We start from the raw sequence: 13,755 nt of genomic DNA on the forward strand, positions 1-13,755 counted from the left end.
AGGGCTGCGGGGTAAAGGCTGGGCCGAACAATGCAAGCAGGACAGCGCGTCATGGCCAAAGTCAAAAAGCAGCCCCGCCCCAAGGCCGAGCCTCCCAAAGGGTTTCGCGACTACTTCGGCGCGGAGGTCACGCAGCGCAAGGCAATGCTGGATCAGATTTCAGAAGTCTACCAGTTATACGGATTCGAGGCACTCGAAAGCAGCGCCGTCGAGACGGTGGAGGCGCTCGGAAAGTTCTTGCCCGACGTGGATCGCCCTAACGAGGGTGTGTTTGCGTGGCAAGAAGATGATGATGCTGATTGGCTGGCGCTCCGCTACGATCTGACGGCCCCGCTGGCGCGCGTTTATGCGCAATACCGCAACGATTTGCCGACGCCTTACCGCCGCTACGCGATGGGGCCGGTGTGGCGCAACGAAAAACCCGGACCGGGACGCTTCCGCCAGTTTTATCAGTGTGATGCCGATACAGTCGGAGCGCCTTCGGTTGCTGCAGATGCTGAGATTTGCGCCATGTTGTCCGACACGCTGGAGGCGGTTGGGATCGAGCGTGGCGACTACATAGTGAGGGTCAATAACCGCAAAGTGCTGAACGGGGTTATGGAAGTTGCGGGCGTTTTGGACCCGTCCGACCCAGACAAGTTCGTAACTGAACGTGGGATCGTATTGCGTGCAATCGACAAGTTGGATCGTCTCGGCACGAACGGGGTGCGGGCGTTGCTCGGGGCGGGTCGCGAAGATGAAAGCGGCGACTTTACCAAAGGGGCTGGACTGAGCGACGAGCAGGCCGAGATCGTGATGGGCTTTATGGCGGCCAAACGTGACGACGGCGCAGCCACAGTTGCGCGCCTGAATGAGCTGGTCAAAGGCTCTGATACGGGTGTGGCTGGTGTTCAAGAGCTGGAAACCATTGCCGAACTGATGGCGGCCCAAGGGTATAATTCCGACCGTATCGAAATCGACCCAAGCGTTGTGCGTGGGCTCGGCTACTACACCGGCCCGGTTTATGAAGCGGAATTGACCTTCGAGATCAAAGACGAGAAGGGCCGCCCGCGCCAATTCGGCTCGGTCGCTGGCGGTGGGCGCTATGACGATCTGGTCAAGCGGTTCACGGGGCAGGAAGTTCCGGCGACAGGCGTATCTATCGGCGTCGACCGCTTGCTTGCTGCCTTGCACGCCAAGGGACGCTTAGGCAAAGAGACCATCGGCCCAGTGATCGTAACTGTGATGGATCGCGCACGTATGGCGCACTATCAGTCCATCGTCGGCGAATTGCGGGCCGCTGGCATCCGCGCGGAGGTCTATTTGGGCAATCCCAAGAACTTCGGCAATCAATTGAAATACGCGGATAAGCGGAATTCTCCGATCGCCATCATTGAAGGCTCGGACGAGGCCGACCGTGGCGTTGTGCAGGTCAAAGACCTTGTTCTGGGCGCAGAGATTGCCAAAACTGCCTCTCTCGAAGAATGGAAAGGCCAGCCCGCGCAACGCGAAGTGGCTCGTGGCGATCTGGTGACCGAAATCAAAAAGATGCTGGGCTAATGGACCGCGTTCGACAGCAGACAGAGCGGTTGTCAAACCTGTTCCGCGACGCAGGGGCTGTGCCTGTGGAAACGTCGGTGCTGCAACCTGCAGATACGTTGCTGGACCTGTATGGCGAGGACATCCGCGCCCGCGCCTACGTAACCTCTGACCCTGTTCTAGGTGAACAAATGCTGCGCCCGGACTTCACCGTTCCGGTCGTGCAGCGCCATATGGAAGACGGGGCAGAACCTGCCCGCTATACCTATCAAGGCTTGGTCTTTCGGAAGCAGGAAGCGGGCACAGGCCGTGCCTCGGAATACACGCAGGTGGGTTACGAGGTGTTCGATCGCGCAGATCCAGCAGGTGCGGATGCGGAGGTTTTTACCCTGTTTTCGCAAGCACTGAAAGACGCGCCCGTCATCGCTGAGACGGGTGATATCGGTGTGCTCATCGCAGCAGTGGCAGGGTTGTCCACAACCGAGCGACGGCGCGGTGCGTTGTTGCGCCATCTCTGGCGTCCGGGTCGCTTTCGAGCGCTGCTGGAGCGTTTCAGCCACCCAGCCAATCGCACGCTTCCATCGATCCTAGATAGCGCACCTGAAATCGGCCTGCGCACAGCTTCCGAGGTTCAAGCGCGGCTTGATGCGCTACGCGAGGACGCGAAAACCGATCCACTTGATCCGAATGAGCTCCGTGCATTGCAGGCCATTCTGGAGGTGTCGGATGTCGCGCCAAATGCGTTGGCGCAGTTGCGCGAGATTGCCAAAGATCTGAATGCAATTGCACCGGCCTTGGACCAACTGGAGGCGCGTTTGTCGGCTCTTTCTGCGCGTGGCGTGGATGTGAACGGGTTGAAATTCTCGGGGGCCTACGGTCGCACGACAATGGAATATTACGACGGCTTTGTTTTCGGCTTTCACGGAGAAGACGCGGTCCCTGTTGCTTCGGGTGGGCGTTACGATGCGTTAACCCGCGTTCTGGGGCAGGGGCGCGAAATCCCAGCAGTCGGCGGCGTGATCCGGCCAGAAATGCTGGAGGCGTTGACATGATCAAACTTGGCATCCCCTCCAAAGGCCGGTTGATGGAGGATACTTTCGCGTGGTTCGCTGAGCGCGGCGTGACTTTGGCGCGCACGGGGTCCGATCGTGAATATGCAGCAGAAGTCTCTGGCGTTGATGGAGTGTCCCTGGTGCTCTTGTCTGCCGGTGAGATTCCGCGCGAACTGGCTGCAGGGCGGATCCATCTGGGCGTGACTGGCACTGACATGGTGCGCGAGAAAATACCCCTGTGGTCTGAAAAAGTGGCGCCCTTGGCCGAGATGGGGTTCGGACATGCAGACCTGATCGTAGCGGTGCCAAATTTTTGGGTTGATGTGCAAACCGTCGATGATCTTGATGCAGCGGCAGCGGCCTTTCGGAAGCAGCACGGGTTTCGCCTTCGAATTGCGACAAAATATCATAGGCTAGTGCGCGAATACCTGCAAAAAAACGGGGTCGCGGATTACCAACTCGTGGACAGCCAAGGCGCAACCGAAGGGACCGTCGCGAACCTGACGGCGGAGGCTGTGGCGGACATCACCTCAACCGGTGCGACGCTCGAGGCCAACCATCTGCGAATGCTGTCCGACGGGCCAATTCTGGCATCTCAAGCGACGTTGTTTGCAAGTAAGGTCGCGGACTGGGACGATTGCGATCTTCAGGCCCTGTTAGTGGTCTTGGGCTTAGAGAATGCCGATATCGGCTAACGCCGCCGATAGTTCCGGAGGCAGCGCGTCCTCTTTGGCGCGGCGGGCGCTAATGTCCGGCGGGGCATCCTCGGGTTTTAGATAGCGCCAGCCCTGGAACGGCTTTTTCAATACGGGCGCTGTGCGGATCAATTCAGGTTCATACACCAAGGCGCAGCGACGGATGCCGTCGTCGCCGACGACTTCGTCCAACCGGAGCAGCTTTTGGCGGGCCTGAACGACGCCTTTGATGACCCAATAAATTGAACCACCGTTCAGAAGTTCCGCCTCGCGTTTGGGCCACATGCGGGTTATGTGCCGTGGCAAGCCATCGGCGCCTTTTGGTCTTGGCGAGGCCTGCCACGCCTGCAAACTTTCGACACTCTCAGTGCCGACGCTCAGTTTGACTAGATTTACATATGTCACGCTCGACACCCCCGACTGTGCTATATATTGTATAGCTCCGCCCACTGACTTCAATGCGATTCCAGCCCTTAGGATGCCTATATGACCGCTTTCGCTGCCCCCATCGCCGAGCAAATCTGGGATATGAAGTACCGATTCAAGGATGCTGACGGGGCTCCGGTGGATATCACCGTCGAGGACACATGGCGGCGTATCGCCCGCGATCTGGCGAAGGTGGAAGACGATCCAGCTCTGTGGGAAGAGACGTTCTTCGACGCCTTGTCAGACTTCAAATATCTGCCTGCAGGCCGGATTATCGCCGGAGCAGGCACCGAGCGATCGGTGACGTTGTTCAACTGCTTTGTCATGGGCACGATACCGGACGATATGGGCGGCATTTTCGAGATGCTGAAAGAAGCTGCGCTGACCATGCAGCAAGGGGGCGGGATCGGGTATGATTTCTCGACTATCCGACCAAAAGGCGCGGACGTGAAAGGCGTAGCTGCGGATGCGTCCGGCCCGCTGTCTTTTATGGATGTCTGGGACGCGATGTGCCGCACAATCATGTCTGCGGGGTCCCGTCGTGGCGCGATGATGGCGACGATGCGCTGCGATCACCCGGATGTGGAGGCGTTTATCGCGGCCAAGCAGGACGCGGCTCGTCTGCGGATGTTTAACCTGTCCGTGCTGATAACCGACGAGTTCATGGAGGCCGTGAAAGCAGGTGGCCCTTGGGAGTTGGTGTTCGACAACAAAGTGTACAAGACGGTTCAAGCGCTGGATTTGTGGAACAAGATCATGCGCGGTACTTTTGAGTATGCCGAACCCGGCGTGATCTTCATTGACCGCATCAATCGGGCCAACAACCTGTCCTATGTGGAACAGATTGCCGCGACCAACCCTTGCGGTGAGCAGCCATTGCCGCCCTACGGCGCATGCCTGCTGGGCTCGATCAACATGGCCCGCCTGGTAGACAGACCGTTCGAGGACGGGGCCGATCTGGATGAGGAAAAGCTCGACGATCTGGTCCGTGTCGCGGTGCGGATGATGGACAACGTGGTGGACGCCTCGAAGTTCCCACTTGAAGCACAAGCCCGCGAAGCCGCGGCCAAGCGGCGTATCGGCTTGGGTGTTACCGGATTGGCAGACGCGTTGCTGATGGTCGGGTCGCGCTACGGCTCTGAGGAGGCGGCGCGTCTCACGGAGCGCTGGCTTCACGCGGTCGCCCGCGCCGCGTATCTGGCGTCGGTGGAACTTGCGAGGGAAAAGGGCGCGTTCCCGCTCTTTGACGCTGAGGCCTATCTGGCGTCTGGCACGATGCAGGCGATGGACGAAGATGTGCGCGACGCCATTCGTGAACATGGCATCCGCAACGCCTTGCTGACCTCCATTGCGCCGACGGGCACCATTTCGCTTTACGCGGGCAATGTGTCTTCAGGCATCGAGCCAGTCTTTGCCTATGCCTACACCCGCAAGGTTCTCCAAAAGGACGGCTCGCGCACCGAGGAAGAGGTGGTGGATTACGCCGTGCAGATGTGGCGCGACAAGTTTGGCGATATCGATCTGCCGGACCACTTCGTGAATGCTCAAACGCTAGCCCCGCTGGACCATGTTCGGATGCAGGCGGCGGCGCAGAAATGGGTGGACAGTTCGATTTCGAAGACGATCAACTGCCCAGAAGACATCAGCTTTGATGACTTCAAGGACGTCTACATGGAGGCATGGGACACCGGCTGCAAAGGCTGCACGACTTACCGCCCGAATGCAGTTACGGGGTCGGTGCTGAGTGTGTCCGAAACTGCAGACAGCGCCCCGTCCGAGAACCCGGAGACCTCCACCGATGGTGAAGTCATTTACATGTCCGAGCCGCTGGATCGCCCGGCGGAATTGGAAGGCCAGACCTACAAAGTTAAGTGGCCAGACTCTGAGCACGCGCTCTATATTACCATCAATGACATCGTATTGAACGGCCATCGCCGACCGTTCGAAGTGTTCATCAACTCCAAGAACATGGAGCATTTCGCGTGGACCGTGGCGCTGACCCGCATGATTTCGGCGGTGTTCCGGCGCGGTGGCGATGTTTCTTTTGTGGTTGAAGAGCTGAAGGCCGTGTTCGATCCGCGCGGCGGGGCATGGATGCAGGGCAAGTACATCCCCTCAATCCTCGCGGCGATTGGCGGGGTCATCGAAAAGCACATGATCGCGACCGGCTTCATCGCGGGCGAGGGCATGGGCTTGAAAGCCGACCCGCAAGCGCAGGTGGTCAATCTCAGCGGCAATCGCGGCCCCGCTTGCCCAAGCTGCGGCCAATACGACCTGCGCATGGTGGAAGGCTGCATGACATGCGCGTCCTGCGGCCACTCCAAATGCGGGTGACCTTTTGCGCAAATCAAAGGGGTGTGGCGTGAAGTTTTTGGACCTGCGGCACCCGTTCTTTCTGCCGCTGTGGCGTCGCGTGATAACTGTGGCGTTGGTCGGTGGGTGGGGGCTTTTTGAGGCCGTGACCGGAAATATCGGTTGGGCCGTCGTGTTTGGTGGCGCGGCGCTGTGGTGCGCCTACGAATTTTTCGCGGTTTTTGACCCTGAAAACTATACCGACCAGAGCTAAAGTATAGGTCGCGAGACGATCTTTAGATCAACAAAACCTCAATCGGCTGTATCCTCATTCAATGCAGGCACCGGACCGTATGTGCGGGTATCGCCAGCGACCATTGCTGCGGGGGCGGGGATGGACACCGGACCATTTGGAGTCTGCACCGTAATCCGTCGCAGGTGTGGGTGGCGGGCCAAAGCAGCCATGTCGTTAACATTTGCCAACGCTACATTCGCTTGCAAAAGCACAGCTGTCGCTGCTGCGGCGTCTAACTCTGCAAAGCGGGCTGCAATGACGCCGTCGGTCTTCTCTCGATTTTGCACGCGTGCGACATTGGTGGCGAAACGGGGATCCACTCCCAAACCTTCGTCCCCCAGAAACACGCGGCAAAGGTTTGCCCATTCGCGGTCGCTTTGTATCGAGATCAGGATGGCTTTGCCGTCCTTGGTTGCGAATACCCCATAAGGCGCTATGGACGGATGCGTCATCCCTAGACGCAAAGGTTCGTTGCCGCTTTCGTGGTTCAGCAGCGGCACCGTCAGCCATTCTGCAATGACGTCAAACATGGACACGGAGATGCTTGCGCCTCGCCCAGTGATCCCTCGCAGAATCAACGCCTCTAGGATGGCGGCATGAGCCGCGGCGCCGGTGGCGATATCAACCACTGATACACCGACGCGGGATGGCTCCGACGGGCCGCCGGTTATGGAGCATAGCCCCGACTCCGCTTGCACCAAAAGATCATAAGCCTTGCGGTCGGCCATGGGGCCGCTGTCGCCATACCCACTGATCGAGCAGATAATTAGCTTGGGATAGGTTTCGGCCAGCCGTTCGACGCTGAATCCAAGCCGGTCGAGCGCATTGTGTTTGAGGTTCTGAATGACGACATCAGCCTTGGTTATATGCGCTTCCAGCGTCGCTTTTCCGGCATCTGTCGTCAGGTCACAGGATACAGAGATTTTACCGCGATTAAGCCAGACGAAATAGCTTGATTGTCCGGCCGCAGCCTTGTCATACCCGCGAGCGAAGTCGCCTTCAGGGCGTTCGATTTTGATGACTTCCGCCCCCGCATCCGCGAGGCGCGCTGAGGCAAAAGGCGCGGCCACAGCTTGTTCAATCGTGACGACCTTCAGTCCTTGAAGGGGCAGGTTTGTCATCATCAGAACGACCGCGGCAGGCCGAGCACATGCTCGGCCACATAGGACAGGATCAGGTTGGTCGAGATTGGGGCCACTTGATATAGTCGCGTTTCGCGGAATTTACGTTCAATGTCGTATTCGCAGGCGAAACCGAACCCGCCGTGGAATTGGAGGCAGGCATTTGCGGCCTCCCAAGACGCCTTCGCCGCCAGATACTTTGCCATATTGGCTTGCGCGCCGCAGTCCTCGCCCGCGTCATACCGGCGGCACGCGTCATAGCGCATCAAGTTGGCCGCCTCGATTTCAATGAAGGCTTCCGCGATCGGGAACTGCACCCCTTGGTTCTGCCCGATGGGCCGCCCGAAGACTGTGCGTTCGCTGACATATTGCGTGACACGGTCCGTAAACCAGTAACCGTCCCCGATACATTCTGCGGCGATCAGAGTGCGTTCTGCGTTGAGGCCTGTAAGGATATATTTGAACCCTTTGCCTTCCTCACCGATTAGGTTCTCAGCTGGAATCTCCAAGTCATCGAAAAACAACTCGTTGGTTTCGTGATTCACCATGTTGAGGATCGGACGCGCCGTCATTCCGTTGCTCAGAGCGTCTTTGATGTCGACGATGAAGATCGAAAGACCTTCGGATTTCTTTTTGACCTTGGAAAGAGGAGTTGTGCGGGCAAGCAGGATCATCAGATCCGAATGCTGCACGCGACTGATCCACACTTTCTGTCCATTGATCACATAGCGGTCGCCCTTTTTGACCGCGGTTGTCTTGAGCTGTGTCGTGTCCGTGCCGGTTGTCGGTTCGGTCACGCCCATTGATTGCAAGCGCAGCTCTCCCGAAGCAATCCTGGGCAGGTATTTCTGGCGCTGTTCCTCCGACCCGTGACGGACCAAAGTGTTCATGTTGTACATCTGTCCATGGCACGCGCCCGAGTTACCGCCAGCTCGGTTGATCTCTTCCATGATCACCGACGCTTCAGTTAGCCCAAGCCCAGAGCCGCCATAGGCTTCCGGGATCAAGGCCGCCATCCATCCTGCTTTGGTGAGCGCATCGACGAAGTCGTCGGGATAGCCACGCTCCTGATCAACCTTGCGGTGATACTCATCAGGAAACTGTTCACACAGGGCACGAACGGCGTCGCGGATATCCCCGAACTGGTCATTGCTTTGAGTGAGCATTTTTCCTCCGGCTGACCTGACGCCGAAGAGGCGTTGCGGCTACTCATATAACTATGGGCCTGGCCGGCTTCTGACTGCAATCACATTCGCGGGCTGGAGTGCCGGAACACTTTCCAAGTTCGATCAAGCCAAACACCAGCAGTCTGCGATACTAGACCATCGGCGCGTTTCGCAGTCCATGCCTGGATGGAGTTTGCGCTGCCTCGTTGCGCGGGGCGGGCGGGTTGAGTTGTCTGTGCCGACGCCTACACAGTTGGCGATCGCAGCCCAAGGATCTTGCGCGCCTGCTGCCACGTCGCGACGGGGCGTTCGTATTTCTCGCACAAATCTACCGCCCGCTTGACCAATGCCTCGTTTGACGGGGCGAGCGTGTCGCGATCCCAGCGGATGTTGTCTTCCAAGCCTGTCCGAGTATGACCGCCTTGCGAAATTGACCACTCGTTGACCTCGATCTGGGCTGGACCGACGCCTGCAGCGCACCATTGCGCATCGGGCGCGAGGCGGTTCAGGGTTTCGATGTAAAAATCGAAAATGCGCTTGTCTGCAGGCATGGCGTTCTTCACACCCATCACGAACTGAACATAAAGTGGCCCCTTAATCCGGCCATCAGCAGCCATGCGTGTGGCATGCACGATGTGGCTTAGATCGAAGGCTTCGATCTCTGGCTTAACGTCGTATTTCAGCATTTCGACGGCAAGCCAGTCCACAAGTTCGGGGCTGTTTTCGTACACGCGCGTTGGGAAGTTGTTCGAGCCGACCGACAAAGACGCCATATCCGGTGCCAAGGGAAGCATGCCACCGCGATCACGCCCTGCTCCAGAGCGGCCGCCAGTGGACAGTTGCACAATCATGCCAGGGCAATGCTTCTCAATACCTTCTTTGAGCTGTGCAAAAAGTGCAGGATCAGAGGTCGGCTTTCCCTCACTGTCGCGCACATGGCAATGCGCAATGCTTGCTCCAGCCTCGAAAGACGCGTGCGTGCTTTCAATCTGTTCTGCAACTGTGACTGGAACCGCAGGGTTGTCAGCCTTTGTCGGGACAGAGCCTGTTATGGCAACGCAGATAATGCAGGGATTTGACATCGAATATACCTTCAAACGTCGAAAAAAGTTTCTTTATCGCCTTGCAGGCGACTATCAAATCGATAGCGTGTGCCATCTTGAGAGGCAACCAGCGTCCCCCAGTGAGGTGCTTACTCAATCGTGATCGACTTCGAATTGTCAGCGGTAGCCGTATCTTTGTCGCCGAATGACACTCGAATGATCAGTCGGACTTAGATCCCGAGCCTCAGTTCATCGCGGCAAAGGTCAACCCCTAGCTCGCAGCGGGCAGGACTAATGTGAACGCGGATTTGCTTATCGGGCAGTTTGTCGCTGCTGCTTAGGCAGGATCGCCCTTGCGCACCTTTTGTTGCACATCCGCGATATCCGCGTCGCTGAGATTGTAATCCCGTTTCGCAGTGTCAGCGGAGATATAGCCGCGCAGCAAATCGCGTTTGACTAGGTCCAAGGAACGCTCCGCCGGATCGCCGTATCCTGCGCCGCCTGGCAGGCCAAGCACGACCTTGCGGCCATGGGGGACGAACTGCTTTCCCTTGCCGTACATTCTAGAGCCGTCGTCTTGCTTGATTGTTGTGCATGCGCCGGATTGTCCGCCGCGGCGGCCGCGAGCGGGATGATCCACCCTGTCGAACATCGCTTGAAAATCGAACTCGTAGCCCTCGCGCGCGCCAACTTCCATATACTGGCCCAGCCCGCCGCGTTGTTTCCCGGCGCCTCCGGAATCCGGCCGCAATTCTTTGCGCCAGATGATCACCGGACCTGCATGTTCCGTGGCCTCGATCGGCATGGTCATTACGCCCGACGGGAAGGCCGTGGCATTCAGCCCGTCATGTTCTGGCCGCGCACCGGATCCGCCGGAGTTGAAGGTCAGCACTTCGGAGCGCATCGCACCTTCCGAAGCAACGCCATCTGAACGAGGCCGCAGCGAGACTTGGAAATTGCAAAGGCACCCTGCGCCTTCTGCAGGCACCACACCGGGTAGGATTTTATCCAAGGCATCGTAAACGGTGTCTGGTACGAAATGGCCAACGATATGGCGCAGCGCCACGGGCGCCGGATGCAACGCGTTTACGATGGTGTTTTCGGGGGCCGTGATTTCGAACGGCGCCAGCGAGGCCGCGTTGTTCGGGATTTCCGGCGCGATTGCGCATTTCAACGCGTAGCAGGCATAGGCCTTGGCATAGACAAGAGGACAGTTGATGCCCTTCTTGTCGATGCTAGAGGTGCCTGAGAAATCAGAAATGATCCGGTCCTCTTCGATCGTCAGTTTGACCTTCAGCGTGATTGGCGTTGCGAACCCGTCCACAGTCATCTCGCCCTCTGCCGACACACGCGGCAAGGCCGCGATCCGTTCAAGCGTGGCACGACGGGAATTGGCTAGAATGTATGTGGCAATGCCTTCCAAATCCTCTAGGCCGAACTCCGTCATCATCTCGATCAGGCGGCGGTGGCCGATTTCGTTACAGGTCGCCAAGGCATACATGTCGCCGATCAACTGATCGGGTTCCCGCACGTTGCCGCGCACGATCTGGACGAGGGTTTGGTCCACCTCGCCCCGCTCGGCGAATTTCATGATCGGAACGTAAAGCCCTTCTTCATACACGCTCGCGGCATCGGCCCCGAAGCCGCGTCCGCCAATGTCGACGACATGCGCGGTGCACGCGAAAAAGCCCACCAAAACGCCGTTATGAAAGGATGGCGTCACCATAGTGAAGTCGTGGAGGTGACCGGTACCCTCCCAAGGGTCGTTGGTCACGTAGACGTCACCCTCAAAGATGTTCTGACGCCCGATGCGGCGGATAAAATGCGCGACAGCGTCTGCCATTGCATTGACGTGCCCGGGTGTGCCTGTCACCGCCTGCGCCAGCATCCTCCCGTGCGTGTCATACACACCGGCGGATAGATCGCCCGCCTCGCGCACGGAGGTTGAAAAGGCGGTGCGCACTAAGGCTTGGGCCTGCTCCTCGACAACAGAAATTAAGCGGTTCCACATGACTTGGTAGGCGACGTTGGTTTGTGTCATGGCTCAGGCTCCTTTCTTGGTGGTGACGTCGATACAGCCATCAGGCTGGCGGATTGCCGTGCGTGAGGCGGGGATGATGATGGTCGTCTCCGCTTCGGTAATTGCCGCAGGGCCTGCAACTTCGGAGCCTTCGTTCAAAGCCCGCCGCAAAACAACGGTCGCGGTTTGGAAGGCAGCGCTTGCTGGATCAAAGAGCGAGCGATTACCCTCGGTGGGGGCGGGACCCGCGGCTTCAGCCAGACGAATTTTTGTGACCGGCTCTGGCGGCGTGGTCGCATTGACCGACCAGACGGTAATTTCAATATCCATTCCCGCAACTGCGCGCCCGAAAAGCTTTGAATAGTCTTCGATGAAGCGGGCTTTGAACGTCGCTGCGTCTGGGCTCATCGCCTGTGCTTCGGTCAAGGTAATCGGAATTTCCCAGCCTTGACCGGTGTAGCGCATATAGACTTTGAACTCGGACAGGATTTCGCTTTCGGTATCGCAGTTGCGTACAAAGCCGGTGGCTTCCGTTTGCAGGTCGGCCAGAAGTGACCTGATCCGGTCGGCGTCAAATTCCGACAGCTTCATATAGACCGAGCGGTTGGCTTCGAAGCTGAACGGCGCGCGCAAGAAGCCGATGGCGGAGCCGACACCGGCCCCCGGGGGAACCAACAGCCGTTCCACTCCCAGTTTTTCGCACAGCCTGCCCGCATGCAGCGGGGCCGCGCCGCCGAAGGCGATCATCGTGTATTCGCTCAGGTCTTCGCCATTCTCGACAGCGTGGACGCGGGCCGCGTTCGCCATGTTCTCGTCCACAACCTCGGCGAGTCCAAAGGCCGAGGTGGCGGCGTCCATATCCAACACATCGCCCAATACAGACGTGAGCGCCTTTTCGGAGGCAGAGGTTTCGAGCTTGATCGAACCGCCTGCAAAGTTGTCGGGGTCCAACTTTCCCAACACCAGATCGGCATCAGTCACAGCTGGTTTCTCGCCGCCCCGTCCATAGCACGCTGGCCCTGGCTCGGACCCCGCGCTTTCAGGCCCCACTCTGATCTGACGCATGCTGTCGACATGCGCGAGAGAGCCTCCGCCCGCGCCTATCTCAACCATGTCGATAACGGGGATCGAGATTGGCATGCCCGACCCCTTCTTAAACCGGTACGTTCGCGCCACTTCAAACACGCGGGAGGTTTTTGGGGTTTGGTCTTTGATCAGGCAAATCTTGGCAGTCGTGCCCCCCATGTCGAAGGACAATACCTTGTTCAGCCCGTAACGGGCCGCGATGTTTGCTGCAAACACGGCGCCACCTGCGGGGCCGGATTCCACGAGACGCACGGGGAACTCCGCCGCGTTCTCAAGCGAAATGATACCACCACCCGAGTGCATCAGGAAAATGTTGCAACGTACGCCTTCGTCACGCAGTCGCCCTTCTAGCCGACCGAGATAGGACTTCATAAGCGGCTTGATGTAGGCGTTTGCGACCACGGTGTTGAACCGCTCATATTCGCGCATTTGCGGACTGACTTCGCTTGAAAGCGAAATCATCACATCGGGCAATCGTTTGGCGAGCACGTCGCGCACAAGCTTTTCATGGGCGTCGTTTAGATAGGAATGGATCAGCCCGATGGCGACGCTGTCATAACCGGCTTCGGCGATTGCTTCGACAACCGGCGCTATGTCGTTCTTGGTCAACGGCTTCAGCTCCGTGCCCGTGGCGTCGATACGCCCGGGAACGGTATAGCGGCACTGGCGCGGCAAGAGCGGCTCTGGGATGTTCAAGTTGAGATCGTATTGTTCAAATCGCGATTCCGTGCGCATCTCGATCACGTCTCGGAAGCCGTCGGTTGTGATCAACGCTGTTTTTGCACCGCGGCGCTCTATCAAGGCGTTCGTTGCCAACGTTGTCCCGTGAATGATCTGTTCAATGTCACCTGCGGCAATTCCTGCCTTCGCGCAGACTTGTTGCATCCCGTCGATGATTGCGTTCTCCGGTGCAACGTAAGTGGTCAGCACCTTGGTCGAAAAGGAAGCCCCATCCACCTCGAGCACAACGTCAGTAAAGGTTCCGCCAATATCAACACCCAGTCGAATCGAAGTCTTTTTCATACGTCTCACCCGTGGATT

Annotated in this window: 11 protein-coding genes; 5 read left to right on the forward strand and 6 right to left on the reverse strand. The window is 58.3% G+C overall.

The annotated features are described in order from the left end of the window. Positions 1–51: 51 nt before the first annotated feature. The 3 genes from hisS to hisG are packed head-to-tail and all read left to right on the forward strand — an operon-like array spanning position 52 to position 3,265. Complete coding sequence (gene hisS / locus BM352_RS07340; RefSeq protein WP_090219936.1) at positions 52–1,539, forward strand: histidine--tRNA ligase; 1,488 nt, start codon at positions 52–54, stop codon at positions 1,537–1,539. Further along, the gene (locus BM352_RS07345) at positions 1,539–2,570 is read left to right on the forward strand and encodes an ATP phosphoribosyltransferase regulatory subunit (RefSeq protein ID WP_090214438.1); all 1,032 of its coding nucleotides are present in this window, start codon (positions 1,539–1,541) and stop codon (positions 2,568–2,570) included. Before hisS ends, BM352_RS07345 begins: the two co-directional genes overlap by 1 nt. Continuing rightward, a complete protein-coding gene (gene hisG, locus BM352_RS07350) occupies positions 2,567–3,265 on the forward strand; it encodes an ATP phosphoribosyltransferase (RefSeq protein ID WP_090214441.1) in 699 nt (232 codons plus the stop codon). The genes BM352_RS07345 and hisG overlap by 4 nt, the downstream gene beginning before the upstream one ends. Here hisG and BM352_RS07355 read toward each other — a convergent pair. Beyond that, on the reverse strand, positions 3,242–3,670 hold the full coding sequence (locus BM352_RS07355) for a DUF1489 family protein (RefSeq protein ID WP_090214445.1): 429 nt from the start codon (positions 3,668–3,670) through the stop codon (positions 3,242–3,244). The two genes, hisG and BM352_RS07355, sit on opposite strands and share 24 nt — an antisense overlap. Before the next feature lie 81 nt (positions 3,671–3,751). Here BM352_RS07355 and BM352_RS07360 point away from each other — a divergent pair, with 81 nt between their 5' ends. Together BM352_RS07360 and BM352_RS07365 are read left to right on the forward strand one after the other, a co-directional pair. Then, complete coding sequence (locus BM352_RS07360; RefSeq protein ID WP_090214450.1) at positions 3,752–6,025, forward strand: adenosylcobalamin-dependent ribonucleoside-diphosphate reductase; 2,274 nt, start codon at positions 3,752–3,754, stop codon at positions 6,023–6,025. A gap of 28 nt (positions 6,026–6,053) precedes the next feature. Continuing rightward, positions 6,054–6,257 (forward strand): hypothetical protein, encoded by a 204-nt coding sequence (locus BM352_RS07365; RefSeq protein ID WP_090214455.1) that lies wholly within the window; start codon positions 6,054–6,056, stop codon positions 6,255–6,257. 38 nt (positions 6,258–6,295) lie between these two features. On the opposite strand, the gene BM352_RS07370 is transcribed toward BM352_RS07365, so the two are convergent. The 5 genes from BM352_RS07370 to BM352_RS07390 all read right to left on the reverse strand — a co-directional run bounded on the left by BM352_RS07370 (position 6,296) and on the right by BM352_RS07390 (position 13,737). Further along, on the reverse strand, positions 6,296–7,399 hold the full coding sequence (locus BM352_RS07370) for a CaiB/BaiF CoA transferase family protein (protein ID WP_090219939.1): 1,104 nt from the start codon (positions 7,397–7,399) through the stop codon (positions 6,296–6,298). A 2-nt stretch (positions 7,400–7,401) separates the two neighbouring features. Next, the gene (locus BM352_RS07375; RefSeq protein ID WP_090214459.1) at positions 7,402–8,565 is read right to left on the reverse strand and encodes an acyl-CoA dehydrogenase family protein; all 1,164 of its coding nucleotides are present in this window, start codon (positions 8,563–8,565) and stop codon (positions 7,402–7,404) included. Between the two features lie 245 nt (positions 8,566–8,810). Next, positions 8,811–9,647, reverse strand: a complete 837-nt coding sequence (locus BM352_RS07380) for a 3-oxoadipate:acetyl-CoA acetyltransferase (RefSeq protein ID WP_090214464.1) — start codon at positions 9,645–9,647, stop codon at positions 8,811–8,813. 298 nt (positions 9,648–9,945) lie between these two features. After that, complete coding sequence (locus tag BM352_RS07385) at positions 9,946–11,649, reverse strand: hydantoinase B/oxoprolinase family protein (RefSeq protein WP_090214467.1); 1,704 nt, start codon at positions 11,647–11,649, stop codon at positions 9,946–9,948. Positions 11,650–11,652: 3 nt separating this feature from the next. Then, a complete protein-coding gene (locus BM352_RS07390; RefSeq protein ID WP_090214472.1) occupies positions 11,653–13,737 on the reverse strand; it encodes a hydantoinase/oxoprolinase family protein in 2,085 nt (694 codons plus the stop codon). Between the last annotated feature and the right edge of the window lie 18 nt (positions 13,738–13,755).

The organism is Litoreibacter janthinus (assembly GCF_900111945.1).
Classification (GTDB): Bacteria; Pseudomonadota; Alphaproteobacteria; order Rhodobacterales; family Rhodobacteraceae; genus Litoreibacter; species Litoreibacter janthinus.